The 24079-nt window shown below is 63.9% G+C and carries 24 protein-coding genes; 13 read left to right on the top strand and 11 right to left on the bottom strand.

The features are described 5' to 3' along the window. Window positions 1-7: 7 nt before the first annotated feature. Entirely contained in the window at window positions 8-2317 is a 2310-nt protein-coding gene (gene nosZ / locus CU669_RS10490) for a Sec-dependent nitrous-oxide reductase (RefSeq protein WP_112144383.1), read from the bottom strand. Between the two features lie 215 nt (window positions 2318-2532). On the opposite strand from nosZ, the gene CU669_RS10485 reads away from it, so the two are divergent. After that, on the top strand, window positions 2533-3114 hold the full coding sequence (locus CU669_RS10485) for an SCO family protein (RefSeq protein WP_239988666.1): 582 nt from the start codon (window positions 2533-2535) through the stop codon (window positions 3112-3114). A gap of 2 nt (window positions 3115-3116) precedes the next feature. After that, window positions 3117-3695: a TlpA family protein disulfide reductase gene (locus CU669_RS10480; protein ID WP_112144379.1), complete on the top strand. Its 579-nt coding sequence runs from the start codon at window positions 3117-3119 to the stop codon at window positions 3693-3695. Window positions 3696-3699: 4 nt separating this feature from the next. On the opposite strand, the gene CU669_RS10475 is transcribed toward CU669_RS10480, so the two are convergent. Both CU669_RS10475 and CU669_RS10470 read right to left on the bottom strand, forming a co-directional pair. Continuing rightward, window positions 3700-4215: a copper chaperone PCu(A)C gene (locus CU669_RS10475; RefSeq protein ID WP_112144377.1), complete on the bottom strand. Its 516-nt coding sequence runs from the start codon at window positions 4213-4215 to the stop codon at window positions 3700-3702. A gap of 85 nt (window positions 4216-4300) precedes the next feature. Further along, on the bottom strand, window positions 4301-4717 hold the full coding sequence (locus tag CU669_RS10470) for a DUF2946 family protein (RefSeq protein WP_112144375.1): 417 nt from the start codon (window positions 4715-4717) through the stop codon (window positions 4301-4303). A gap of 103 nt (window positions 4718-4820) precedes the next feature. On the opposite strand from CU669_RS10470, the gene CU669_RS10465 reads away from it, so the two are divergent. From CU669_RS10465 to CU669_RS10445, 5 genes are all read left to right on the top strand, one after another. Beyond that, entirely contained in the window at window positions 4821-5192 is a 372-nt protein-coding gene (locus CU669_RS10465) for a hypothetical protein (protein WP_112144373.1), read from the top strand. 69 nt (window positions 5193-5261) lie between these two features. Next, on the top strand, window positions 5262-6428 hold the full coding sequence (locus CU669_RS10460) for an EAL domain-containing protein (RefSeq protein WP_239988665.1): 1167 nt from the start codon (window positions 5262-5264) through the stop codon (window positions 6426-6428). Beyond that, complete coding sequence (locus tag CU669_RS10455; RefSeq protein WP_112144369.1) at window positions 6425-7348, top strand: diguanylate cyclase; 924 nt, start codon at window positions 6425-6427, stop codon at window positions 7346-7348. Before CU669_RS10460 ends, CU669_RS10455 begins: the two co-directional genes overlap by 4 nt. A 90-nt stretch (window positions 7349-7438) precedes the next feature. After that, entirely contained in the window at window positions 7439-10051 is a 2613-nt protein-coding gene (locus tag CU669_RS10450; RefSeq protein WP_112144368.1) for a bacteriohemerythrin, read from the top strand. 69 nt (window positions 10052-10120) lie between these two features. Beyond that, window positions 10121-12085 carry a PAS-domain containing protein gene (locus CU669_RS10445; RefSeq protein ID WP_112144366.1) on the top strand — a complete coding sequence of 655 codons (1965 nt, stop codon included), beginning with the start codon at window positions 10121-10123 and terminating at the stop codon, window positions 12083-12085. Here CU669_RS10445 and CU669_RS10440 read toward each other — a convergent pair. Beyond that, window positions 12082-12495: a DUF1178 family protein gene (locus CU669_RS10440; protein WP_112144364.1), complete on the bottom strand. Its 414-nt coding sequence runs from the start codon at window positions 12493-12495 to the stop codon at window positions 12082-12084. The genes CU669_RS10445 and CU669_RS10440 overlap by 4 nt on opposite strands. Before the next feature lie 66 nt (window positions 12496-12561). Here CU669_RS10440 and CU669_RS10435 point away from each other — a divergent pair, with 66 nt between their 5' ends. After that, entirely contained in the window at window positions 12562-13092 is a 531-nt protein-coding gene (locus CU669_RS10435; RefSeq protein ID WP_112144362.1) for a class I SAM-dependent methyltransferase, read from the top strand. Window positions 13093-13284: 192 nt separating this feature from the next. Here CU669_RS10435 and CU669_RS10430 read toward each other — a convergent pair whose 3' ends face one another. From CU669_RS10430 to CU669_RS10420, 3 genes are read right to left on the bottom strand one after another with little or no spacing between them, the layout of a single operon-like run. Beyond that, the gene (locus CU669_RS10430; RefSeq protein ID WP_112144360.1) at window positions 13285-14118 is read right to left on the bottom strand and encodes a carbon-nitrogen hydrolase family protein; all 834 of its coding nucleotides are present in this window, start codon (window positions 14116-14118) and stop codon (window positions 13285-13287) included. Beyond that, the gene (gene grxC / locus CU669_RS10425) at window positions 14115-14378 is read right to left on the bottom strand and encodes a glutaredoxin 3 (protein ID WP_112144484.1); all 264 of its coding nucleotides are present in this window, start codon (window positions 14376-14378) and stop codon (window positions 14115-14117) included. The genes CU669_RS10430 and grxC overlap by 4 nt, the downstream gene beginning before the upstream one ends. Before the next feature lie 49 nt (window positions 14379-14427). Beyond that, window positions 14428-15132 (bottom strand): ComF family protein, encoded by a 705-nt coding sequence (locus CU669_RS10420; protein ID WP_239988664.1) that lies wholly within the window; start codon window positions 15130-15132, stop codon window positions 14428-14430. A gap of 71 nt (window positions 15133-15203) precedes the next feature. Here CU669_RS10420 and CU669_RS10415 point away from each other — a divergent pair, with 71 nt between their 5' ends. From CU669_RS10415 to CU669_RS10395, 5 genes are all read left to right on the top strand, one after another. Further along, complete coding sequence (locus CU669_RS10415; RefSeq protein ID WP_112144482.1) at window positions 15204-16139, top strand: methyltransferase domain-containing protein; 936 nt, start codon at window positions 15204-15206, stop codon at window positions 16137-16139. Beyond that, entirely contained in the window at window positions 16139-16837 is a 699-nt protein-coding gene (gene sfsA, locus CU669_RS10410) for a DNA/RNA nuclease SfsA (protein ID WP_112144357.1), read from the top strand. The genes CU669_RS10415 and sfsA overlap by 1 nt, the downstream gene beginning before the upstream one ends. Window positions 16838-16869: 32 nt before the next feature. After that, a complete protein-coding gene (map, locus tag CU669_RS10405) occupies window positions 16870-17673 on the top strand; it encodes a type I methionyl aminopeptidase (protein WP_112144481.1) in 804 nt (267 codons plus the stop codon). Window positions 17674-17815: 142 nt separating this feature from the next. Then, on the top strand, window positions 17816-18907 hold the full coding sequence (locus tag CU669_RS10400; protein WP_239988663.1) for a hypothetical protein: 1092 nt from the start codon (window positions 17816-17818) through the stop codon (window positions 18905-18907). A gap of 72 nt (window positions 18908-18979) precedes the next feature. Beyond that, window positions 18980-20227, top strand: a complete 1248-nt coding sequence (locus tag CU669_RS10395) for a hypothetical protein (RefSeq protein ID WP_112144355.1) — start codon at window positions 18980-18982, stop codon at window positions 20225-20227. On the opposite strand, the gene CU669_RS10390 is transcribed toward CU669_RS10395, so the two are convergent. From CU669_RS10390 to CU669_RS10375, 4 genes are read right to left on the bottom strand one after another with little or no spacing between them, the layout of a single operon-like run. Further along, window positions 20224-20964, bottom strand: coding sequence for an SDR family NAD(P)-dependent oxidoreductase (locus CU669_RS10390; protein ID WP_112144353.1), 741 nt, complete (start codon window positions 20962-20964; stop codon window positions 20224-20226). The genes CU669_RS10395 and CU669_RS10390 overlap by 4 nt on opposite strands. Beyond that, entirely contained in the window at window positions 20961-22739 is a 1779-nt protein-coding gene (gene sppA, locus CU669_RS10385; protein WP_239988662.1) for a signal peptide peptidase SppA, read from the bottom strand. Before sppA ends, CU669_RS10390 begins: the two co-directional genes overlap by 4 nt. Further along, on the bottom strand, window positions 22736-23230 hold the full coding sequence (locus CU669_RS10380; RefSeq protein WP_112144352.1) for a dihydrofolate reductase: 495 nt from the start codon (window positions 23228-23230) through the stop codon (window positions 22736-22738). Before CU669_RS10380 ends, sppA begins: the two co-directional genes overlap by 4 nt. Beyond that, window positions 23227-24021: a thymidylate synthase gene (locus tag CU669_RS10375; RefSeq protein ID WP_112144350.1), complete on the bottom strand. Its 795-nt coding sequence runs from the start codon at window positions 24019-24021 to the stop codon at window positions 23227-23229. The genes CU669_RS10380 and CU669_RS10375 overlap by 4 nt, the downstream gene beginning before the upstream one ends. Window positions 24022-24079: the final 58 nt, after the last annotated feature.

Here is a 24079-nt window from a genome sequence, read left to right as displayed (position 1 = left end):
TGGAGGATCACTTCGCGGCGGGAGCCGCTTCCACCTTCTTGGCACCGTTCTGTTCCAGGAAGGTCTTGGCGCGCAGACCGATATCGGCGGCCTTGACCTGATACTGGAACCACTGCTCGGCCCACAGGAAAGCGGAGTTGTAATCACCCTTGGAGGCGAACTCTTCCGACTTCTTCTTGTTCTGCTCGGCATAGCCCAGCTGCTCGGTCGCGTCTTCGACCATGGCAACCACCGCCGGGAAGTCCTTGAAGTTGACGGAGGTGATGTAGCCGACGACGCTGTTGATGACGGCCTGGGTATCCACATTGGCCTTCACGCGGGCGTCGTAGTCCTTCTGACCGTAGACCTGGCCTTCCTTGCCCTTGGCGCCGGACGCCTTGTAGTTGGCCGGCTGGACGAGCAGATAGCCCTCCATTTCCAGGTGCAGGGCCGAGCAGAACTCGGTGCAGTAGTACGGATACACGCCAGCCTTGTTGGCCTTGATGGTCGCAGACGCGGTCTTGCCCGGCTCGACCGACAGGTTGACGTTGTGCTTCGAGATGGCGAAGCCGTGGGTCTCGTCCTGGGCACGCTCGAGATTGGTGAGGTGGACGGTGACTTCGTCGCCCTCGTTGGCCTCGATGATTTCAGGCGTGATGTGCGAGCGGATCAGGGTGCCGAACACCTCGACCTTGCCCGGCTTCTTCTCGATGCGCTCTTGGCCCGGACGCACGGCGAACGGGGACTTCTGCTCGGTCCGGGAGTCGGTGCCGAACGGATAACGCACATTGGTCTTCAGCTTGGCGATATCGATGGAAACCGCGTAGTGGGGCTCGCCCAGCGGCAGCGGCATATCGGCCAGCAACTGCATCTTGTCGCCGCTGATGTCGATCAGCTGATGGTTCTGCGGATGCAGCGGACCAACCTGAGCGAAGCGGTCGATGGCCAGCTTGTTCAGGGCGATCAGGTACTTACCCTTCGGCTTGGCGGTATCGCCTTCCATGGCCATCAGATGGCCGATGTTGTAGTGGACGGAAATTTTGTCCAGCACCTTGCCTTCGCAGTAGTCCCACTTGGCGACCATGGAGTCCACATACAGCGACGTATAGGCGATGCAGGGCTTGGAGTCGTACTGAGTGTGGAGCGGGCCGAGGCCCAGCGCCACCTGCTTATGGGCGACGGTGTCGAGCGCGATGATCGGAATGCCGTAATCGTCCTTGCCGGCAAAGGTACCGGCCTTGATGGCGGCTTCGATCTTGGCGATGTCATAGACAGTGGTGTGGCTGTCCAGCTTGCCCGAGACGGTGACGAACTTGCCGTCGGGGGTCACGTCGGCGCCGTGGGGGCTCTTGGGCTCGGGGATGAGCACCAGGACGCCTTCCTTGACCAGGACGTCCATGGGCAGGACGGGATGGCCGTTGATCTTCTTGGCCTTGCCGGCCTTGACCAGCTCGGCGGCCTTCTTCCAGTTGATCACGTGCAGGAAGTCGCTGTCCTTGGCGGAGCAACCGGCCTCGAAGGGCGGACGACCGCGCTCGATGCCGCCGACATAGCGTTCGGTACAGAACGAATTGACGAAGGCCCAACCATCGGACGGACCCTTGCCGAAATCGGACAGATCCTGGCTGTAGGGCGGCAGTTCGAGCGAGAATGAATTCTCGGGCTCGATGCGGCCCTTCTCGCGGTTGAACTTCCAGAAGGTGATGCCGCCGCGATACTTATCGTTGAACTGCTCCAGCGGAGCGAATTCGCCGCCCAACGGGGTCGGGTACTGGGCCGCTTCGGCGATGTAGTCGGTGTTCGGGCTGACGAAAGCGCCGCCGTGCTCGGACTGCAGGATCGGGTTCTGGACGATCTGCTTGGTCTCGAAATCGCGCAGGTCGATGACCGCAATACGCGGCGTGTTCTTGTCGTTGATGAACAGCCACTGGCCGTCGGACTCGCCGTTGGTCTCGGAAATGGCGGGGTGGTGGGTATCGCCCCACAGAATCGAACGGCCGCCGACCTCGGAGCCTTCCTTGAGGACGCGCTTGGACTCGTCGTCATAGCCATAGCCCTGCCAGGGCTCGGGGGTGAAGACGCCGATATACTTCAGGATGCGCATGGACGGCACGCCGTAAACGATCACCTGACCGCTTTGGCCGCCCGAGCTGAACACCATGAATTCGTCGATCTTGCCGGTCGGATTGTAGGTCTTGGCGGCAGCCATCACGTCGTTGTCGGTCAAGCCGCGGCGCTTCATCACGTCTTGCAGAGTCTCGGCCGAGGCGCTCCCAGCCACCAAGGCGCCAAAGCTCACCGTGGCGAGCAGAGCCGCCAGCTTGCGGGTCTTCGTCATTTTCCCCACCTTTGCATTGTTGATATCGAAAGAATCTTACCCAACCTTCGCCGGACACGATGGAATCGCCCTGGAGAGAATGCCTTAACTTTCGTCAAGACCGCACGTTTATATTCCCTGCGAAAGTGCATGGCTGCCGGGCTATCATGACATTTTCATCGTGCCCCCATCGACGGCACTACAGAGTGTCCGCCCCCATGAGGAAGAGCTTCAGCATGCCCCGACTTCTTGCCTGCCTCTTGATCTTGATCGCGCTGGCCGGGCCGTCCAGGGCCGCCACCGAGGACGCGGACCGCGCCGTGGTCGGCCGCTTCCTGCTGACGGATATGAACGGCCGCGCCGTCACCGACGAGATGTATGGCGGCAAGATCCGGATCGTGGTGTTCGGCTACACCTATTGCCCGGATATCTGCCCCACCGTCCTGAACACCCTGTCGGTGGCGTTGGAGCATTTGGGAGCCGACCGCGCCAAGGTGGTCACCCTGTTCGTCACCGTCGATCCCGAGCGCGATAGCCCAGCGCATCTCAAGGAATACCTGGCGTCGTTTCCCGAGATCATCGGCTTGACCGGTAGCGCCGAGCAGATCGCGGCGGCGGCCCGCAACTTCAAGGTCCGCTACGAGAAGCAACCGGTGGAAGGCAACGACCCCATGGCCTATAGCGTGGACCATTCCTCGTCCATCTACATCATGGACCGGGTCGGCAATTTCCTGGCCCGCATGCCGCATGCCTCCAAGCCCGATCGTCTGGCCGAGCGGGTCAAATCCTATCTCGCGCCGCGCAAGGCAGAGGATTGATCATGGATCGCCGCCGCTTCCTGCTCGCCATGGCCGCCCTCGGCCTCGCCGCCCCCGCCGCCCAAGCCAAGACGGCGCAGGGCCTCTTCATCCATGAGTCGCCAAAGCCGGTGCCCGCGCTGGACATCCGCGACGCCGACGGTCAGGCGGCCGGGCTCGACGCCTTGAAGGGCCGGGCCGTCCTGCTGAATCTTTGGGCCAGTTGGTGCATGCCCTGCGTGGCGGAACTGCCCGCCCTGGACAGGTTGAAACCCGCCGCCGCCGCCAAGGGGGTCGCCGTGGTGGCGCTGTCCTTGGATCGCGGCGGCAAGATCGCGGTGGTCAACACCTTCGCCCGCTTAAGCGTAAAGGCCTTGGACATTCGCACCGACGAGGCGCGCAGCGCCGCCGAGAAGCTGAACGCCACCGCCCTGCCCGTCAGCCTGCTGCTGGACAACCAAGGCCGCGAGGTCGCCCGCTACGTGGGCGCCGCCGATTGGGAAGGCCCAAAGGCGGCCCAACTGCTGGACGCGCTCGGCGCAGGAAAGCCGTTGACACCGGACATGGCGCCGCCACTGGCCAAGCTGACGGCGGCGCCCTAAGCGGTTAGTGCTTCATGCCTGGCATCATGGCGCCACCGGCGCCGGGCATCATGGCGCCACCGGCGCCGGGCATCACGGCGCCACCGGCACCCGGCCCCATGGCTCCGGCGGCCATGACCGGCACGTCGACGGTGATCTTGCCCGCCTTCTCGAAGGTCAGGGTGACCGGCACCTTGGCGCCTTCCTTGAGTGCTTCGTTCAGGCCGATGAACATGACGTGATCGCCGCCGGGCTTGAGCTCGGTCGAGCCGTGCATGGGCACCGCGATGGAATCCACCTTACGCATCTTGAAGACGTCGCCGTCCTTGATATGGGTGTGGATCTCGACCGTCTTGGAAATGGCGGCCTCGGCCCCGATCAGCCGGTCCGCCGCGCCGTGATTGTTGATGACCAGGAAGGCGGCACCGTTGCCGCCAACCACCGGCGCCGCCCGCATGAATGGCTCTGAAATCTGTATATCGGCGGCAAAGGCGGGAGCCCCCAGCATCAGCAAGGCGGCGGCGAGGACGAGCTTTTTCATGGTGGGGCAACTCCGGGCAAGAAGCGGTGATGCCTGCCACAAGGCAGGCGGCGATTTGGTCTTTATAATGACGGAATGGGTGGCGTCAGGCCACGAAAACGGGGGGCGCGCGGGCCGGATTCTGGCGGGATGCCCGCCCATCGACCCGTGTCGACGCGGAACCGACGATCAGAAGCTCTGCCGTGCCTGCGGTGGGTATTTTGAAGGTTGGGAACGGCGGAACGACTTTCGTCAGCCCGGCTGTCTGGCACACCAGGCAGCATCCATGGCCGTCGGAGGTGCCCTCTTCGTCACTCGCGGCCGGCCCGGACGACGAAGAATGGCACATGGCGGCCTCGACCCCGAACGCGGTTCGGGAGAAATCGCCCCTGAAGGCGAGATCGAGACCGGGAAGAAGCCCTTGGAGCGCAAAACCAACCACCACCAACGCCACCAGCAGCAGCCGGATCGACGGCTTGCCGCTGCGTTGACGCTTTAGTATGGTCGGTCGAGTCAGGCTCAAGCCGCTTCTCCTCTATAGTCCCAAGATCACATGGATTGTGCCACCCACACTTGACGGCGATCAAGTCCATGTCGCTTCCCCCGCCCGATCCGGAGGTTCTCCCGTGTCCGACCACGCCTTCCTTGCCGCCATGCTGCGCTTCGTTGCCGACAAGACCGAAGCGGCGGCCATGGATGACCCAAGGACCGCCGCCATGATGGCGGGGCTGCGCAAGGCGGCGGACGAAGCCGAGACCGGAAGCGGCTTGCGGGTGGCCGACCAATCCTTGGAATTGACGGCCCGCGCCTTCGCCGGGTTTGCCGGATTTCTGCAAAAGCAGATTCTTCCCGAGGTGGTGGCCCATGGCAATGCTGTCGGCGAGGCCCAGATCCGCTGGTCCATCGACACCGCCATGGCCGCTGTCAGCACCCTGTTGGCCCGAGCCGCCCTGCCGGAGAGGGGCGACGTGACCATCGACCTGCCGCCTCCACCCTAATATACTACTACTTTCGCGCTGGACCGTGGCGTCGACAGCCGGGCGGCTGCTGGAAGGGATATGGGGACAATGGGTATGCTAAGCCGGGACGTTTCCGCCGGAAATCTGATTTTCAGCCAGGGCGATGGCGCCGATTGCGCCTATCTGATCGAACAGGGCGAGGTCGACATCTTCGTCGAGCGCGACGGACGGCGTCAGCCGTTGACGGTGCTCGGCGCAGGCGAGGTTTTCGGTGAAATGGGCGTGATCGACGGCCTGCCGCGCTCGGCCACCGCCAGGGCGCATACCGATTGCAGCCTCGTGGTCGTGTCGGCGGAACAGATCCAGCAAGTGGTGGCCCGCTCCGACCCCTTCTTCGCCGAGCTGATGCGCAAGCTGGTCGGGCGCCTTCGCGATACCCAGTCCAGCTTGATCGCCGGTCGCGAGACCGTCGGGCAGCACAGTTCCGACTTCGGCCCCGGATATGCGGAGGTGGTGCGCGAGCGCGATATCGCCGAAGCGATCATCAGCGGCGAGATCGAGCCCTATCTGCAGCCCATCGTCGATCTGGGCGGCCGGACCGTCCTGGGCTACGAGACCCTGGCCCGCTGGAAGTCCGAGACCATGGGATTGATGCGCCCGTTCGACTTCCTGCCGCTGGCCCGGCGCACCGGGCTGATCCGCCGTATCGACCTGACCATGGCGGACCGCGCCATGGCCATTTGCGCCCGCCTCGGCAACCGCGCCGACGCTCCCTTCGTCAGCATCAATGTCTCGGCATGGCTGATCCAGGACCGGAGCCTGACCGCCACCCTCGCCCGCATGATGGATCAGCACGGCGTCGCCCCCGGACGCATTTGCCTGGAGGTGACCGAAACCATGCTGATCGAGGATCTGGACGCGGCGGAAGAGGCCATGGACGACCTGCGCGACCTGGGAATCCGGCTGGCACTGGACGATTTCGGCACCGGCCTGTCGTCGCTCAGCGTGCTGCACCGGCTGCCCTTCGATGTGATCAAGGTCGATGGCAGCCTTGTGCAGGGATGCCAGACATCGGCGCGGCAACGGGCCGTTCTCAGAGGCATTCTCGACCTGTGCGGTCGGCTTGACATGGAAGTCGTCGCCGAGGGCATCGAGGATGTGGGCACCGCCCGCGCTCTTGGCGACCTGGGCTTCACCATGGGACAGGGACAGCATTTCGCTCCGCCTGCCCAAGCCGAACAAGCCATGGCGGCATGGCGCGAGGAGGTACCATGAGCACGCTTCCGGCCGATGCGGTTCCGCACATCCACACCGAAAAGGTCTTCGCGGGCCTCAGCGACTTTCAAAGGGCGCTGTCGAGCCACATGGACTGGCTGCGTAACTGGTACAGCGCCGTCCTGAACTGGGGCGAACCGACGGCTTGCCTCCCCTTGGAGCATGACGCCTGCAGCTTCAGCGCTTGGCTGAATGGGGCCGACGCATCGCTGATCGGCAGCTTCGCCGGTTTCGCCGTGCTGGGCGAGCTGCACGACGAAGTCCATGCCACCGCCGAGAACATCACCAGCCGCGCCGCCGCCGGCCACACCATCACCACCTCGGACTATGAAGCCATGATGGCCCTGGTGCTGGCCTTTGGCACCGCCGCCCAGAATCTGGAGCGCGAGGTATGGCGAACGCTGGCCACCGTCGATCCGTTGACCGGCCTGGGCAACCGCCAGACCATGATGAGCCAGTTGGTGGGCGAGCGCGACCGCGCCCTTCGCCTCAACCAACCCTGCTGCATCGGTTTGTGCGACGTGGATCACTTCAAGAAGGTCAACGACAGTCACGGCCACTCCACCGGCGATCGGGTTCTGCGTGAAGTCGCCGATTGCCTGCGCGGCGCCGTTCGCCCCTACGACATCCTCTATCGCTATGGCGGAGAGGAATTCCTCGTCTGCCTTCCGGCCGCGACCCTGGAGGACGGTGGGCATGTCCTCGAACGCATGCGCGCCGCCGTCGAGGATCTGCGGGTACTCGACAGGAACGGCACCCCCTTCAAGGTCACCGCCACCTTCGGCGTCACCATGCTGAGCGCCGACCAGTCGGTGGAGGAATCCCTGGAACGCGCCGACAACGCGCTTTATGACGGCAAGCGCGCCGGTCGCAACCGGGTGAGCTTCTATTCGGACGATGGCCGGGACGTGGATATTTAGGGACGTTGCCAGCGCACCGACGACCATTGCCCAATCTATTACTTTAGCTCTACACTCGACCCTCAGATCAAAGTGGCTTGGGGAGGCGGGATGTCGGGCCTGAAAAAGATCGAAGTCGGCCCCGGTATCGTCTGGGTCGAAGTCCCCGAGGCCGATCTTCGCGTCTTGTGCGGCTGCCCCGCCGATTCCGTCAAGCATATGATGCTGCGCGGCCTGATCTTGCCCACCGAGATCGACGGCGTTCGCAGCGAAACCGGCCCGAACGCCATTCTGCTCTCCGACGTGATGATTCAGAACGGCGCGTTCTGTAATCTGGGCGAGTTCCCCATCCTTCAGATGTTCTATCGGCAGGGCATGCTGTTGCCCGGCCACCCGGGGAATACCGGCCGCCGCCCGATCCTGATCGGAAGAAGCGAGCAGTTGAAGACTCAACTGCAGTACATTTACCGCGGCAATTATGGGCTGATATCCGCCGAGGAATTGCAAGAAGCCGGACTGGACGCCGAAACGGCGCACGACATGATGCGCCTCAAGCTGAAATTCGCCTTCGGCCGCATTCAGCATCCCCGTGAATTGTTCGAAACGCGAGGCCTTGCCGACGAACCGGTCGAGATCAAGGACGGCGTCACCGTCCGACGTCTTAGCCTCAACCAATTCGAATTCGCCTACCGGGGCGAGACCGCGACGGTGGACCTCAACCTCCCCCCGTTCGAGATCCACGAATGCCCCTACACCCTGGGATTTCACCAAATTCCGCGCGAATATTTCGCGGTTATCCATTCCGGCGACGGCGACGGCTGGGATATCCGGCGCCCCAGCATGGGCGCGATCCTGGTCTATCAGGGCGGCATCTATCTGGTGGATGCCGGGCCGAATCTCGTCTATGCGCTGAACGCGCTCGGCATCGGCATCAACGAGGTGGAAGGCGTCTTCCACACCCATTCCCATGACGATCATTTCGCCGGTCTGACCACCCTGATACGCGCCGATCGCCGCATCAAATACTTCGCCACCCCCATGGTGCGGGCGGCGGTGGCCAAAAAGCTGGCGGCCCTGCTCTCCATCGAGGAAGAGGACTTCTCCGACTATTTCGACGTCCACGACCTGGCTCTGAATCAATGGAACGACGTGGCCGGGCTGGAAGTCCGCCCCATCTTCTCGCCCCACCCGGTGGAAACCACCCCCTTTATTTTCCGCGTGCTGGCCGAGGGCGGCTACCGGACCTATGCCCATCTGGCCGATGTGGTCGGTCGCAAGATTTTGGAAGGCATGATCACCGACGACCCGGCCAAGCCGGGAATCAGCCGTGACTGGGTCGATCGCATCATGGCCGACTATGCCGAGCCCGCCGACGTCAAGAAGGTGGATATCGGCGGCGGCCTGATCCATGGCTTCGCCGAGGACTTCGCCGATGACCGGTCCCGCAAGATCATCCTCTCCCATACCGCCCTGAAATTGACGGATGCCCAAAAGCGGATCGGGTCCGGCGCCTCATTCGGCACCGTCGATGTCCTGGTTCCGTCCAACCGTGATTTTTCGCGCCGGGCCGCCTGGGGGCATCTGACCAGCTATTTTCCCACGGTCGCCGTGTCCCATCTGCAAATCCTGCTGAACTGCCCGCTTGTCTCCTTCAACCCCGAGACCATCCTGATCAAGGACGGTGCCATCAGCAATTCCATCTATCTCCTGCTCAATGGCCAAGTGGAAATGCTGAGCGGCGACAGCCGGATGCGCAGCCAGCTTTCGTCCGGCGCGCTGCTGGGAGAGCTGGCGGGGCTGCATGGGTTGCCGTCCATGGAAACCTATCGCGCCACCAGCTATGTGCTGGCATTGCGCATGTCTTGCGAATTCTATCTGGAATTCGTCAAGCGCCACGACCTGTTCGGGGATATCTCGCGGCTGCTGGAAATCAGGGAGTTCCTCCAGCGCACATGGCTGTTCGGCGAAGTGGTCTCGACCGGAGCCCTGAACCGAATCGCCAACCAGATGAGCCTGAAATCCTTCAACGCCGGCGAGACCATGCTGGTGGGCGACCGCCATGTGGGCCTGATCCGCTCTGGCCATGCCATGCGGTTGATGGGCGGCCAGGAACTGGAACAGCTTGGACCGGGCGACTTCTTCGGCGAGGAGACATCCGTCTTCGAGACTCCCCGCCTCTCCAATGTGTTCGCAAGCAAGGCCACCGAGGTCTACACGGTTCCCGCCACCGTCCTCGGCGACATTCCCGGCGTTCGATGGAAGCTGTTCGAAACCTTCCATCGGCGGACGCGCGCCTGTTCGGAATTGCGTAACGACAGCGTGAAGGAATTGGTCTGGCGCGACGACTACAGCGTCAACATTCAGCGAATCGACAATCATCATCGCCGCTTGATCCAGATGTCCAACCGACTGATCGATGCCAGCCGCAAGGGCAAGGCGGATGCGGAAATGGCGGAGGCCATGGATTTCCTGATGGGCTATGCCATGTACCACTTCGCCGAGGAAGAGGCATTGCTGGAGCTTTACGGCTATCCCGAACAGCCGGGACATGCCGCCAAGCACAAGCGGCTTCTGGCCCAAATTCGCGAATTGGAGGAACGGCTTGTGGCCGAGTCCATGCCCGCCGACGAATTGCTTGCATTTCTTCACGACTGGATCGTCAATCATATCTTGGTGGAAGACCGTCGGTATTCCGCCTTCGTCAACGAGAAGGGGGTCTATTAGGCAGCATCGCCACTCGGTACCTCCTCCCCGTTCGAGCCGCGGGAGGAAAGAAGATCCCTAGGAGCAAGAATGACCCTGGACCACCGGAACGAGACGCCGATCGACATCGCCGTGATGCAGGGCGTTCTCGACCATTTGGAACAGGCCATCTCGGTATTCGATCAGAATTTACGTCTTGTGCTGTGGAACGGACGTTTCGCCGAGATGTTCCACCTGCCGCCCCACCTACTGCGCAGGGGGGCCGCATTCGAGGACATCATGCGCTACAACGCCGAGCTTGGTGAATACGGCCCCGGTGATCCCGAAGCCCTGGTCGCCGAGCGGGTCAGCCGCGCCAGGCTGTTCAAGCATCATCGCACCGAACGGACCCGACCCGATGGGCGGATCATCGAAATCATCGGCAATCCCCTGCCCGGCGGCGGTTTCGTCACCAGCTATACCGACATCACCGTCGCCCATCAAGTCACCGACAATCTGCGCGAATCCAACGAACGGCTGGATCAAATGGTCGAGCGGCGCACCCGCGCCCTGCAACAAAGCGAGGAACGCCACCGGGCCTACGCCGAAATGCTGGAAGCCACCGTCCGCCACATGCCGCAAGGCGCCAGCGTGTTCGACAACGATTTGAAACTCGTGGTCGCCAATGACGGTTTCTTCGAACTGACCCAGGTTCCGCCGGAATTCAACGTTCCGGGCAAGCCGTTCGAGGATTTCATGTTGTACAACGCCCAGCGCGGCGAATACGGCCCCGGCAATCCCCAGGAATTGGCCCGCGAGAGAGTTGAACTCGCCCGCCGCATGCAGCCGCATTCCTTCGACCGCGTGCGGCCGGATGGCACCGTGGTGGAGGTGCGCGGCAACCCCATCCCAGGGCGCGGCTTCATCAGCACCTTCACCAACGTCACCGGCAGGCATCAGGCGGAACAATCCTTGCGCGCCGCCATGACCATGGCGCGCACCATGCTGGACGCCCCCGGACTGATCACCTTCCTATTCACCTTGGACGGAACCATCATCGACCTCAACGAGGGTGGCGCCACCGCCTACCGGCGAACGAAGCAATCTCTGATCGGCGAGAACATCTATGCTCTGATGCCGACCGAGGTGAGGGCCAGCCGTGCGTCCTATGCCCAGCAAGCACTGGTGGAAGCGCGCGCCATCCATTTCGAGGATGAATCCCACGGACGCTGGTACGAGATGACCATCACCCCCTATCCGGTTGAAAAAGGCGACATCCCCTGTCTGATGGTCATCGCCCACGAGGTGACCCATCGCCACCTGACCGAGGATAAATTGCGCGAGGCGACGGCCCTGGCGGAATCCGCCAACCGGTCCAAGAGCGAATTCCTGGCGGCCATGAGCCATGAATTGCGCACGCCGCTCAATGCCATCATCGGGTTTTCCGAGATCATCGGCCGCGAATTATTCGGCCCGGTCGGAGAGCAGTACCGCACCTATGGTCAGGACATAAATTCGGCCGGCCTGCATCTTCTGGCCATGATCAACGATATCTTGGACATCTCGCGCATCGAGATCGGCGCCTTCGCCCTGTCGGTGGAAGATGTCGCGCCGACCACCCTGGCGGAATCCTCGCTGCGGCTGGTCACCACCCGCGCCGAACAGAACTCGGTTCGCTTGATCTCCTCCATTCCAGAAGGTCTGCCGCTCCTTCGGGTGGATGTCAGACGCGTCAAGCAGGTGCTGTTGAACCTGCTGGCCAACGCGGTGAAATTCACTCTGTCGCGTGGCAGTGTCACTCTGTCCGCCCGTCTGGAAGCCGACGGTGGTATGGCCTTCATGGTGAGCGATACCGGCATCGGCATGAGCGAGGCCGATATTGCCGTGGCCTTGGCGCCATTCGGCCAAGTGGAAAGCGGCCTCGATCGCCGGTTCGAAGGCGTCGGACTGGGACTGCCGCTGGCCAAGTCATTGATGGAGCTGCATGGCGGCGCCCTGGACCTGGACACCGCCCCCGGCCAGGGAACCACCGTCATCATCCGGTTTCCGCCAAGCTGCGTGTTCGTTCCCGCCTAATTCCCCTCGCTCACCCATGGAATGCGCTGGACGGCGACGCCTTCTTCCTCGAGGTCTTGCGCCTCCTGGGGCGTGGCCTCGCCATAGATGGGCCGCGCTTCGGAATCGCCGTAGTGGATCTTGCGCGCTTCCTCGGGAAAGCGCTCGCCCACATAGTCGCAGCTTTCCTTCACTTGGCGCTTGAACGCGGTGAGCACCTTGCGCACCTCGCCCATGGCTTCCTTGACGTCGAGCGCATCGCCGCGCCCCTTGGCAAGGCGCGGCGCCATGAGCGCCTTTTCGATCCTGGCATCGCCGCAGACCGGGCAATTGAGTTGGCCCGCCGCCGCCAGCGAGTCATAGGCGGCGCCATCCTTGAACCACGCCTCGAATTGATGCTGGCCGGAGCAGCGCAGTTCGAACAGAATCATCGGCTGAAATTTCCCGTTGTCCCTTTGGCCACTATACGGCCAGTCCTTGGTGGAGCACAGAACAACATGGGCGCCGATCCCCTCAAGACCGATTCATCTCCCTGGGTCGCGCGGTTCGCGCCGCTGGTCAAGGCAGGGGGATGCGTGCTGGATGTAGCCTGCGGCGGCGGGCGTCATTCCCGGCTGTTCCTCGACCTTGGCCATCCGGTGGTCGCCATGGATAAGGATATCTCGCAAGCCGCCATGGCCCAAGGTGCCGAACGCATCGCCGCCGATCTGGAGGACGGCTCGCCCTGGCCACTCATGGGCCGCCGCTTCGCCTGCGTGGTGGTGACCAATTATCTGTGGCGGCCGCTGTTCCCGTTGCTGGTGGACAGCTTGGAGACCGACGGGGTCCTGATCTACGAGACCTTCGCCCTGGGCAACGAGGCCTTCGGCCGTCCGCGCAATCCCGACCACCTGCTGGGCCGTGGCGAATTGTTGCGGCTGACGGCGGAATTGAACGTCGTCGCCTATGAAGACGGCATCGTGGGCGGCCACAAGGTGGTCCAACGCCTCTGCGCCGTCAACGGACCGGGGCCGGTGGCGCTGCCCTAGGGCCAATCGATATTCAAGTGGATAGAAGGGACATTGGGCCACAGATGCACACAGATACCCGCTGCGCGGGACACAGATAAGGAAATCTCTCAATTCATCTGTGTGTATCTGTGTTCATCTGTGGCTATAAAATTCCGACGAGACAGATGTTCCTGCCAGAAATCAGCCGAATCCCCTGAATGTCGATACAGCCTAATATTCCCGCTTCGGCATGCCGAATGGGCGGTCATGGTCGAGACAAGGGATCTTCTTGCGGGCGTCTTCCACCTTGCGCGGATCGATATCGGCCATGACCCAGCCCGGCTGTTCCAGCGCGTCGGCCAGGATTTCACCCCAAGGGCTGACGATCAGGGCGTGGCCGTAGGTCTGGCGGTCATTGACATGCTCGCCGCATTGGGCGGGGGCGAAGACATAGCAGCCGGTCTCGATGGCCCGCGCCCGCAGCAAGACGTGCCAGTGAGCCTTACCGGTGGTGCGGGTAAAGGCGGCGGGCACCGCCAGGAAGTCGCAGCCCGACTTGGCCAGCGCCCGATAGAGATGGGGAAAGCGCAGGTCATAGCAGACCGACAGGCCCAGCCGCCCCCAGGGCAAGGAGACGCTGACCGCCTGGTCGCCGGGCGTGAAGGTGGCGGATTCCCGATAGACCTCGCCCAGGCCAAGATCCACGTCGAACATATGGATCTTGTCGTAGCGCGCCACGATGTCGCCGGTGGGCTGGATCACGAAGCTGCGATTGGCGACCATGCCGTTATCGACCAGCACATGCAGGCTGCCGATATGCAGCCAGACGCCGATCTCGCGGGCCAAGTCGCGGAAGAATTTCAGCGCCAGATGGTCGTCTTCCGGCATGGCCTTGAGCACGATGTTGGAGCGTCCCCACTCCATCATGGCGACGTTTTCCGGCATCAGGATCAAATCGGCCCCGGCGGCGCGGGCGTCAACCGCATGCTTGGCGGCCGCTTCGCAATTGGCCGTCAGATCGTTGGAGGCGTTGACCTGAAGGCAGGCCGCCTTGAAGGCCCTCACGCTCCGCCCGCCAGCATGGGATCAAGCTTGCCGGCCCGGTCGAGATCGTACAGATCGTCGCAGCCGCCCACATGGATTCCGCCGATGAAGATCTGCGGCACCGAGCGCTTGCCGCCTGCCCGGTTGGTCATATATTGCCGCAAACCGTCGTCGGTGGTGACGTCGATCTCGGTATAGGCCGCGCCCTTCTTGTCGAACAGCTTCTTGGCGCGGACGCAATAGGGGCAGATTTCGGTGGTGTAGATCTCGATCTCGGCCATCTCGGGCTCCATCCATGTCATTGCCACCTATATAGCGCAGGCGAGCGGCTCACTCCACCCGGATCACCCGTCCCAGGGTCAGTACGTCCACCGCCGCCGCTCCCTCCCGCAGCAGAACCTTGGCGCATTCGCCGACGGTGGCGCCGCTGGTCAGAACGTCGTCGATCAGCACCACCCGCTTGCCTTGGAGGGTCGGCTTATGCCGCTCGGCGAGCGAGAAGGCGCCTGCCACGTTCTTGACGCGCCCGGCTCGGTTTAGGTGGCCCTGGGGCGGAGTCCGCCGCCGCCGCTCCAGCAGATCGGGAATGGCCGTCACGCCGCTTTGCCGCGCCAGGGCATTGACCAGCAGCGCCGCTTGATTATAGCGCCGTGACAACAGCCGCCAGCGATGCAGCGGCACCGGCACCAGCAGATCGGCCTCGGCCAGGATGTCACCGCCGGCGCGCGCCATCCAACGGGCGAAGGCGGGAACGCCTTCCAGCCGGTCGCCGTGCTTCAGCCGCAGGATCAGCACCCGTGACGCGTCGTCATAGCGAAACACCGCCCGCGCCCGGCCGAACCGGGGCGGATCGCCGAGACAGGCGCCGCACAGGGCGTCGGCGCCCATGTCGAACTCGAAGGGAAGGCCGCAGCAGGCGCAAAACGGCGGCGCCACGAAGACGAGCTTGGACCAGCAGGCGGGGCACAGGGTTCCCGGCTCGCCGACCTGGGCATGACAGGACAGGCAGAGCGGCGGCAACAGAGCGTCAATCATGAATCGCGCGAGTCTGACCGGCATCTTCTCCGCTTCCCCCTAACCCTTCGTATATGTCATATATCCCGTCCATGAAAATCTTCGATCGTTCGCTGGTGCGCAAGCACCGAGACCGCGCCGCCGACAGTTTCGCCGCCCACGACTTTCTCGTCCGGGAGGTGGCCGAACGGCTGGCTGATCGCCTTGACGACGTGACGCGGCGCTTTCCGGTCGCCCTCGACCTGGGCTGCCATACCGGGGAAATGGCCGATACCCTGAGAGGTCGCGGCGGAATCGAGACCCTGGTGCAATGCGACCTGTCGCCGCGCATGGCGGCCCGTGCCGCCGCCAACGGTCATCCGACCGTCGCCGCCGACGACGAATGGCTGCCCTTCGCGCCCGCCAGCTTCGATCTGGTGCTCTCCAATCTGTCGCTGCATTGGGTCAACGATCTGCCCGGCACCCTGATCCAGGTCCGACGCATCCTGAAGCCCGACGGACTGTTCCTGGCCGCCATGTTCGGCGCCGGTACCCTGGCGGAGCTGCGCCAGGCGCTGATGGAGGCCGAACTGGCCGAGGAAGGTGGCGTCACCCCCCGCGTCGCCCCCTTCGCCGACGTCAAGGATCTGGGCGGCTTGCTGCAGCGGGCGGGTTTCGCCTTGCCGGTGGTCGATTGCGATTCCATTCCGGTGACCTATGCCGATCCCATGCGGCTGCTGGCCGACCTGCGCGGCATGGGAGAGGGCAACGCGGTGGCCGAGCAGCGCAAATCCCTCACCCGGCGGGCCACCCTGCTGCACGCCATCGCCGCCTATCAAAGCCAATTCTCCGGGCCGGACGGTCGCCTGCCCGCCACCTTCCAGGTCATGACCATGACGGGCTGGTCGCCGCACCCCGATCTGCCCAAACCCGCCAATCCCGGCACCGCCTCGCATCATCTGTCCGACATCCTGGGCGGCGGCGCCATCGGAGGCGGCTGGGGCGGCGGATTGGCCTTCGGCGATCATTGCCTCGCCGACAAGTCCTGATGCGCTTCGCCGCGCCGCTGGTCCACGCCACCCTGATCAAGCGCTACAAGCGCTTCCTGGCCGATGTCCGTCTCGATACCGGCGAGGACGTCACCGTCCATGTGGCCAATTCCGGCGCCATGCTGGGCACCGCCAGCCCCGGCATGGAGGTCTGGCTATCGCCCGCCTCCAATCCCGAGCGCAAGCTGAAATGGAATTGGGAGATGGTGGTGGTCGATGGTCACCTGGTCGGCGTCAATACGGCGCATCCCAACCTGATCGTCGCCGAGGCCGTCCGCGACGGCTTGATCCCGGAACTGACGGGCTACGATTCCATCCGCCGCGAAGTGAAATACGGCGTCAATTCGCGCATCGACCTGTTGCTGGAATCGCCGTCGCGCCCCAAATGTTGGGTGGAAGTGAAGAACGTGCACCTCAAGCGGGGCGACTGGGCGGAATTCCCCGATGCCGTCACCGTCCGGGGCACCAAGCATTTGGCGGAACTGCGTGACCGCGTCGCCGCCGGTGAGCGCGCCGTGATGGTTTATCTGGTCCAGCGGGCCGATTGCGTCGGCTTTCGCCCGGCCGCCGACATCGACCCCACCTATGCGAACGCCCTGGCCCAGTCCATGCGGGACGGCGTCGAGGCGATCTGCTATATCTGCCATTTGTCGCAGGGTGGCATCGAGATTGGCGGCACCTTGCCCTTAAGCGTCTGATCGGACGCGGTGACAGGAACGTGAAGGATCGCATGGAACGGGACGATCAGGACAACTCGGGTATTCGCCTGCATGGCCCCGCCGATTTCGACGGCATGCGCCGCGCGGGCAGATTAGCCGCCGAGGCATTGGATTTCATCGCCCCCCATGTGGTGCCGGGCGTGACCACCGCCGAAATCGACAGGCTATGCGCCGAGTTCATCAGCGCGCGCGGCGCCGTCAACGCGCCCATGAACTATCGCGGCTATCCGAAATCCATCTGCACTTCGGTCAACCATGTGGTCTGCCACGGCATTCCCGGCGACAAGCGCCTGGAGGACGGCGACATCCTCAATATCGACGTCACCCCCATCCTGGACGGCTGGCACGGCGATTCCTCGCGCATGTACTATGTGGGCAAGGTCGGCGTGAAGGCCCGCAAGCTGGTCGAGATCACCTACGAGGCCCTGATGCGCTCCATCGAGGTGGTCAAGCCGGGCGCCACCTTGGGCGATATCGGCCATGTCATCCAAACCTTCGTGGAAAAGCACCGCTTCTCGGTGGTCCGCGACTTCTGCGGCCATGGATTGGGCCGCGTGTTTCACGAGCCCCCCAACGTCATGCATTTCGGCCGCCCGGGCCATGGCGTGGTCTTGGAGGAAGGCATGTTCTTCACCATCGAGCCCATGATCAATGCCGGACGTGCCGAAACAAAGATATTGGCCGATGGCTGGACCGCCGTGACCAAGGATAAGTCCCTGTCGGCGCAGTTCGAGCACTCGATCGGCGTCACCGCCACTGGTTGCGAGATATTCACCACTTCGCCCGCGGGAAGGCATTGCCCGCCCTACGAATAGCAAAATAGTCCGCGTTGTGTGAGGGCGATCACAGTAACTCCGTGCAACTTCGCATATTATGCCAATAGACCTACCAGACCCTAGGGTTCTTGGGGTATTGGTATATGAGCAGCTATTCATCTCAGCCTGAAAGGAGCCGGTCGTGGGAGCAAGTGCCAATACCATGACCGATACCGCCACGGCGGTCTTTCGGATCAACGGCACCCTTCAGGGCCCGGTCGTCGATATCCTCGGTCAGTTCCTGCCGGAGCTGAAGGCACTGCCGCGCGACCAAGCCTATGACCGCACGCTCGACGACCTGGGCCTGCTGACCCGCTGCTTCGAGATCTTCCGCCGCGAACGCGCCCGCTTCCGCTATGTTGTCGTGGACGAACGGCGCCGCCCGGTGACCGAGGACAATGTGCCGCTGTCATGCGGTCGCACCCTGTCCGAGGTCATCGCCATGGTGGTGCGCACCGCCGCCAAGCGTTATTTCCGCCGCGCCATCCTGCCCGCCGCCAAGCCGGAACCGGTTCAGGCGCCGCCGCGCAGCGAGGCGGACGAACTCTACGACGCCATCAAGGCCTATCTTTTGCACGAATGGCAGGTGCCACTGGTCCCGGCCTATGCGGAAATGGCGCCCGCTCTGGTTCGCCGGGTCGGCGCCAAGCTGCTTGACGCCCGCGAGCCGGAAGCCCTTGCCCGCCTGATCGCCGATCCCGACGCGCCGGTCATGCGGCCCGAGGTCGCGGTCGGCACCGCCGGCATGGCCCCGCCCCCCATGCTTGCGGTGGCGCCCATGGCGACGCAGCCCACCGTGTCATCCTCGCCGGTCGATCCCAGGACCGCCTCGCTGGATGAAATTCTCAGTCCCGATCATATGCGCCTGCGCACCGAGGCCTTCAATCAGGTTCTGCTGGACCCCGAGGTTCGCGCCGCCCTGCCCAATGCCGATCAGATCGTCAAGATCGGCGACGTGCTGCGCGGCGTCGGCGGGATTCCCGCCGCCACCTTGGTGGAAGGGTTGGGCCTGCGAAAGGATCAACTGGCGGTCATGCTGATGATCGCCCACGACAGTATCGGCAGCACGGTATTCGGACGGTTGTTCGGACTGCGCGCCGACCCGGAACTGGTGTCGCGCATCGTTGATCGCGCCCGTATCCGGGGCCTGGGTCCGGGATCGGATGTCTTGGACTGCGCGATCTTCATGCGGGGCGTTTTCGCCCGGTTCGGTCATCGTTCGCGACGGGACTGACTTCAGTAGGGTTGGGTTTTCCGCCCAAAGTGCCTACCTTCTTTAGGCAAGCCGAAAACAACGGACCCCTTGATGGCGCGAGTCCCTTCTGATTCCAACGCAGAGATCGTCCGCCGTATCAACCTGACCCTGGAGGGCCCGGTCGCGGAGGCCATGGCCCAGTTGGTTCCAGAACTGAAGAAGCTGCCCCGGCGGGGGGTGCTGGAACATGTGCTCGACAATCCGGACCTGCTGGAACGATGCTTCAAGGCTTTCCACGCCAACACCGATAAATTCGCAAGCCTGCTGGTGGACCAGCACAATGTGCCGGTGGAGGAGGCCAACGCCTTGCTGGCCTGTGGCCGCAGCTTGGAAGACGTGGTGGCCATGGTGGTCCGCACCCACGCCAAGCGCCACTTCCGCAAGCGCTTGGACGGCGAGTCCAGAACTCTGCACGCCGGACGCAAGAAGGCCAAGCCGGAATCCAAGGGATTGATGGATCGCCTCGTCAGGCTGTTCGCCGCCAATCAAGCGATGCCGACCAAAAGCCGTGGCCGGGGCGAGGTACTCTACGAGGCGTTCAAGGAACACCTGCTGCACGACTGGCAGGTTCCGCTGGTGCCGGAATACTCCACCCTGTCGCCCCAGATGGTGCGCCGACTGGGCAGCCGCATCCTCGATTACAAGGTTCCGGAAGATATCCGCCGCCTGCGCGACAATCCCAAGGAATTGCCGGTCCCATCGACCCTGCCGGAAGCCATTCCCACCTTCTTGCTGTCGCCCAAGGCCCGCGCCGAGGCGGCCAAGGCGGCGGAGAAGGGCAAGCCCATCGGCCTTTCCCCGTCGGGAACCGCCGCAAACGATCCATCCCGCATGGCCGCGGCCCCCGAAGGCGCCAGACCGGCCGCCCAGACCTCGGACCGGCGCGCCAAGTTGCAAGACGTGCTGACCCCCGATCAGAAGCGGCTGCGCGGCGCCGCCTTCACCATGATCCTGCTGGACCCGACGGTGCGCGGCGTGTTGCCCAATGCCGAGCAGACCGTGCGCATCACCGGCCTGCTGTCGGAAATGGGCGGCCTGCCCGCCAAATTGCTGGTGGGTGATTTGGGACTGCGCACCGATCAGTTGGCGGTGACCACCATCACCCTGTTCAGCGCCCTGGGCGAGGATATGTTCCGCCGCTCGTTCGGCGTGCCCGGCAATCTGGATTATGTCGGCAAGTTCATCGAACGCGCCAAGGCGGCCGGAATCGACCAGAACACCGATCTGGCCGCCCTGGTCGCCTTTATCACCAAGATGTTCGCCAATGTCAAAAAAGCCCCCCAGGCGGCGGTGACCTAATAAAGGTGCTGCCCGCCGGTAACGAAGACCTCGGTTCCGGTGACATAGTCGAAGTCCGGGCCGCACAAACGGAACACGGTTCCCGCCACGTCGTCGGTGGTTCCCATGCGTTCCAGCGGAATGCGCGGCACCAGCGCCTCGTATTCCGCCGAGATCATCTCGGTGCGGATTTCGCCGGGCGCCACCGCGTTGACCCGGATGCCCAATTGCGCCATCTCTGCCGCCATCTCGCGGGTCAGGCCCGACAGCGCCGCCTTGGAGGTGGAATAGGCCGACCCCGCGAAGGGATGCACATAGTGGCCTGCGATGGAGGTGATATTGACGATGGCGCCCTTGCCGCGATGAAGCGCCGAGGCGAAGCCGCGGGCCAGCCGCAAAGGCGCGTAGAAGTTCAGCTCGAACACTTCCTTCCAGCCGTCGATGGAGCCGTTCAGGACACCGAGACGTTCCTTGTACGGGGTCTTGGGACTGACGCCCGCATTGTTGATCAGGGCGTGCAGCGGAGCGTCGCCCAGGACGTCATTGGCCCTGGCGACAAAAGCCTCGGCGCTGCCAGGATCGGACAGGTCGGCGACGATATGCTTGGCCCAGTTGCGGTCGATCATGCATTCCTTGGGCACGTCGGCCCGCGCGCAGGTGATCACCCGCCAGCCTTCCGCCAGGAACCGCCGGGCGATGGCATGGCCGATGCCCCGGCTGGCGCCGGTGACGACGACGCTTTTGACCGCCGCCGTCACTTGACGCCTCCGAGCGGCGCCATCTTCAGGACGGCGGGATCGGATGCGGCGGAAAGGCGCGACAGCAACGGTTCCAGCACCGAGGCGGCGCGGGCCAGCGCCGCCAGTTGACGCCGCTCGGCGACGCTGCCGCCGGCCATGGCGTCGGCCAGCATCTCCCACACCTTGCGAGGACGGGGATAGGCGACCAGTTGCAGATCGTCGTCGGGCTTCAGCCCCGCCACCTCGCGCAGGACAGCCTTGGCCTCGAACCAACCACCGAGCTGGTCCACCAGCCCCAAGGTCTTGGCATCCGCCCCGGTCCAGATGCGGCCGCGCGCCACCTGATCCATCTTTTCCGGCGACAGCTTGCGACCCTCGCCCGCCTTGCCGGTGAAATCGGCATAGATGTGATCGAGCAGCGCGTCGATGCGGGCCTTGGCCTCCGGGCTGAACGGGTGGTTGGCGCTCCAGATGGCGGCGTTGTCGCCGCGATGCATCTCGTCCCAGCTGATGCCCAGCTTCTTCCAGAACTCCTCCAGCACCATCTTGCCGGTGAAGACGCCGATGGAGCCGGTCACGGTGCCGGGCTGGGCGACGATGCGGTCGGCCGCCATGGCGACGAAATAGCCGCCCGACGCCGCCGTGTTGCCCATGGAGACCACCACCGGCTTGCCCGCCGCCTTGGCGCGGCTGACCTCGTGCCAGACAGTGTCGGACGCGGTATAGGAGCCGCCGGGACTGTCCACCCGGAACAGGATGGCCTTGACGGATTCGTCATCGACGGCGTCGCGCATCGCCTCGGCGATGGTCTGGGCGCCGAAGTCGGGTTCGGAATCGAAGCCGTGATGGGATTCGCCGCGATGGATGCCGCCGATGCCCTGGATCAGGGCGACCTTGGTTCCCTTTGGGTCGGCCAGATGGGCGGCGTAGTCGGCGATGTCCAGTTCCTCGGCGCCGTTGGCCTTGTCCTTGGGATCGCCGATCAGGGACTTGATCGCCTCGTCGCGATACCCGATCCGGTCGATCAGCCCGGCGGCCTTGGCCTCATGGGGCAGGAACGGCCCCTTGCCCATCAGCGCCGCCGCCGCATCGGGCGGCAGCTTGCGCCCGGCGGCGATGCCCGCCGTCAGTTGCTCGTTCAGCGAATCCAGCAGACGTCCCAGATTTTCACGATGCGCCGGGGTGAAGCCGGTCTCGCCGAACATGTCGATGGCGGACTTGTATTCGTGGCGGCCAAAAAACTGCGGCTTGATCCCCAGCAGATCGAGGGTGCCCTTGAGGAACGGGCTTTCCGCCATCAGACCGGTCAGCCCGACGTCACCCGAGGGCTGCAGCCAGATTTCCGAGAAGGCAGAGGACAGGTAGGTGTCCAAGGTGCCGCTGCCGCCCTCGCCCACCGTCTCGGCGAACAGCACCGCGGGCTTGCCCGAGGCGCGGAACCGCGTCACCGCGTCGCGCAGCTCCTGGACATCGCCGAGCCCCAGCGAAGCGTGCCCCATGGTGGCGAACACGCCCTTGACGCCCTCATCGGCGGCGGCATGGTCGAGGGCGTCGATCACCTGACGCAGCTCGTAGGACTTCTCGCCCGCCAGGACCGCCAGCGGATCGCCATCGGCGACGGCGTGGAACTTGGCTTCCAAATCCATGGTCAGCACGGCGTGCTTGGGCAGATCATGCTCGGTGCGGGGCGAAAGATGCATGGCCAGCCACATGCCGAGCCCCAGCGTCGCCAGCGACAACAGGCCGATCCCGGCCAGAACGATCATCAGATATCGGCCAAGGCGGCGCATCATGTCACCCGTTCAAGAATCACGAAGTCAAAGGCGGGATCGCCGTCATGGGCTTCTCGGCTGACTTCGTGCCAGAGAGCTGAATCCACCGGGGGAAAATAGACATCGCCGTCATAGGCCCGCCTGACCTCGGTCAGATAGAAGCGGGAGCAGCGGTCAAGCGCCTCGGCGAACAGAGCCGAGCCACCGATCACCATCAACTCGGCGGCGTCGGGGGCAAGGCGTTCGGCCAATGCCAGGGCCTCATCCAGGGAATGGACGGCATGGGCGCCGTCGGCGCTCCAGTCCTTCTGCCGCGTCACCACGATATTGGGGCGCCCCGGCAGCGGCCGACCGATGGACTCCCAGGTCTTGCGCCCCATGATCACCGGCTTGCCCAGCGTGTTGCGCTTGAACCATTTCAGGTCTTCCGGGATATGCCAGGGCAGCGCGTTGTCCCGGCCGATGACCCCATTGGCGGCCACCGCGACGATCAGGGCGACCGGTTTGGTCATACCGCCACCGGCGCGGCGATATGGGGATGGGACTGGTAACCCTCGACCTTGATGTCGTCCATGGTGAAGGCGAACAGGTCCGTCACGTCCGGATTGAGCGTCAATCGGGGCAGGGCCATGGGCTGGCGCGACAGCTGCAATTCGGCCTGCTCCATGTGGTTGGAATAGAGATGGGCATCTCCGAAGGTGTGGACGAACTCGCCCGGCTGCAAGCCCGTCACCTGCGCCATCATATGGGTCAGCAGGGCATAGGAGGCGATGTTGAATGGCACTCCGAGGAACACGTCGGCCGAACGCTGGTAAAGCTGGCACGATAACCGCCCGTCGGCCACGTAGAATTGGAACAGGCAATGGCAGGGCGGCAACGCCATGCGGTCCACATCCGCCGGGTTCCAGGCCGACACGATCAGGCGGCGTGAATCCGGCGATTTCCGGATCATCTCCACCACCTGGGAAATCTGGTCGATGACGCGGCCGTCGGGGCAGGCCCAGGACCGCCACTGCTTGCCGTAGACCGGCCCCAGATCGCCATTGGCGTCGGCCCATTCGTCCCAGATGGACACCTTGTTGTCCTTGAGCCAGGCGATATTGGTGTCGCCGCGCAGGAACCACAGCAGCTCGACGAAGATGGAACGGGTGTGAAGCTTCTTGGTGGTCACCAGGGGAAAGCCCCGCGACAGGTCGAAGCGCATCTGATGGCCGAACACCGAGGTGGTGCCGGTGCCGGTGCGGTCGGTCTTGACGACGCCTTCGCGGCGGATGCGTTGCAACAGTTCGAGATACTGAATCACCGGGCTTGCTCCGTTCCTGACGACCGCACTCTAGCGCAAGCGACACCCGGAGTCATGA

The organism is Paramagnetospirillum kuznetsovii, from assembly GCF_003284725.1.
GTDB classification, from domain to species: domain Bacteria; phylum Pseudomonadota; class Alphaproteobacteria; order Rhodospirillales; family Magnetospirillaceae; genus Phaeospirillum; species Phaeospirillum kuznetsovii.
The sequence above is the reverse complement of the archived record's forward strand: the minus strand, read 5'-3'. Positions and strand labels throughout refer to the sequence as shown.

Coding starts and splice junctions, on each gene's coding strand:
- CU669_RS10475 (WP_112144377.1), bottom strand. CDS start 4,215: ATGAAAAAGCTCGTCCTCGCCGCCGCCTTGCTGATGCTGGGGGCTCCC.
- CU669_RS10420 (WP_239988664.1), bottom strand. CDS start 15,132: ATGATTGACGCTCTGTTGCCGCCGCTCTGCCTGTCCTGTCATGCCCAG.
- grxC (WP_112144484.1), bottom strand. CDS start 14,378: ATGGCCGAGATCGAGATCTACACCACCGAAATCTGCCCCTATTGCGTC.
- sfsA (WP_112144357.1), top strand. CDS start 16,139: ATGCGCTTCGCCGCGCCGCTGGTCCACGCCACCCTGATCAAGCGCTAC.
- sppA (WP_239988662.1), bottom strand. CDS start 22,739: ATGATGCGCCGCCTTGGCCGATATCTGATGATCGTTCTGGCCGGGATC.
- CU669_RS10435 (WP_112144362.1), top strand. CDS start 12,562: ATGGGCGCCGATCCCCTCAAGACCGATTCATCTCCCTGGGTCGCGCGG.
- CU669_RS10460 (WP_239988665.1), top strand. CDS start 5,262: ATGGGTATGCTAAGCCGGGACGTTTCCGCCGGAAATCTGATTTTCAGC.
- nosZ (WP_112144383.1), bottom strand. CDS start 2,317: ATGACGAAGACCCGCAAGCTGGCGGCTCTGCTCGCCACGGTGAGCTTT.
- map (WP_112144481.1), top strand. CDS start 16,870: ATGGAACGGGACGATCAGGACAACTCGGGTATTCGCCTGCATGGCCCC.
- CU669_RS10455 (WP_112144369.1), top strand. CDS start 6,425: ATGAGCACGCTTCCGGCCGATGCGGTTCCGCACATCCACACCGAAAAG.
- CU669_RS10440 (WP_112144364.1), bottom strand. CDS start 12,495: ATGATTCTGTTCGAACTGCGCTGCTCCGGCCAGCATCAATTCGAGGCG.
- CU669_RS10450 (WP_112144368.1), top strand. CDS start 7,439: ATGTCGGGCCTGAAAAAGATCGAAGTCGGCCCCGGTATCGTCTGGGTC.
- CU669_RS10380 (WP_112144352.1), bottom strand. CDS start 23,230: ATGACCAAACCGGTCGCCCTGATCGTCGCGGTGGCCGCCAATGGGGTC.
- CU669_RS10485 (WP_239988666.1), top strand. CDS start 2,533: ATGCCCCGACTTCTTGCCTGCCTCTTGATCTTGATCGCGCTGGCCGGG.
- CU669_RS10395 (WP_112144355.1), top strand. CDS start 18,980: ATGGCGCGAGTCCCTTCTGATTCCAACGCAGAGATCGTCCGCCGTATC.
- CU669_RS10415 (WP_112144482.1), top strand. CDS start 15,204: ATGAAAATCTTCGATCGTTCGCTGGTGCGCAAGCACCGAGACCGCGCC.
- CU669_RS10480 (WP_112144379.1), top strand. CDS start 3,117: ATGGATCGCCGCCGCTTCCTGCTCGCCATGGCCGCCCTCGGCCTCGCC.
- CU669_RS10445 (WP_112144366.1), top strand. CDS start 10,121: ATGACCCTGGACCACCGGAACGAGACGCCGATCGACATCGCCGTGATG.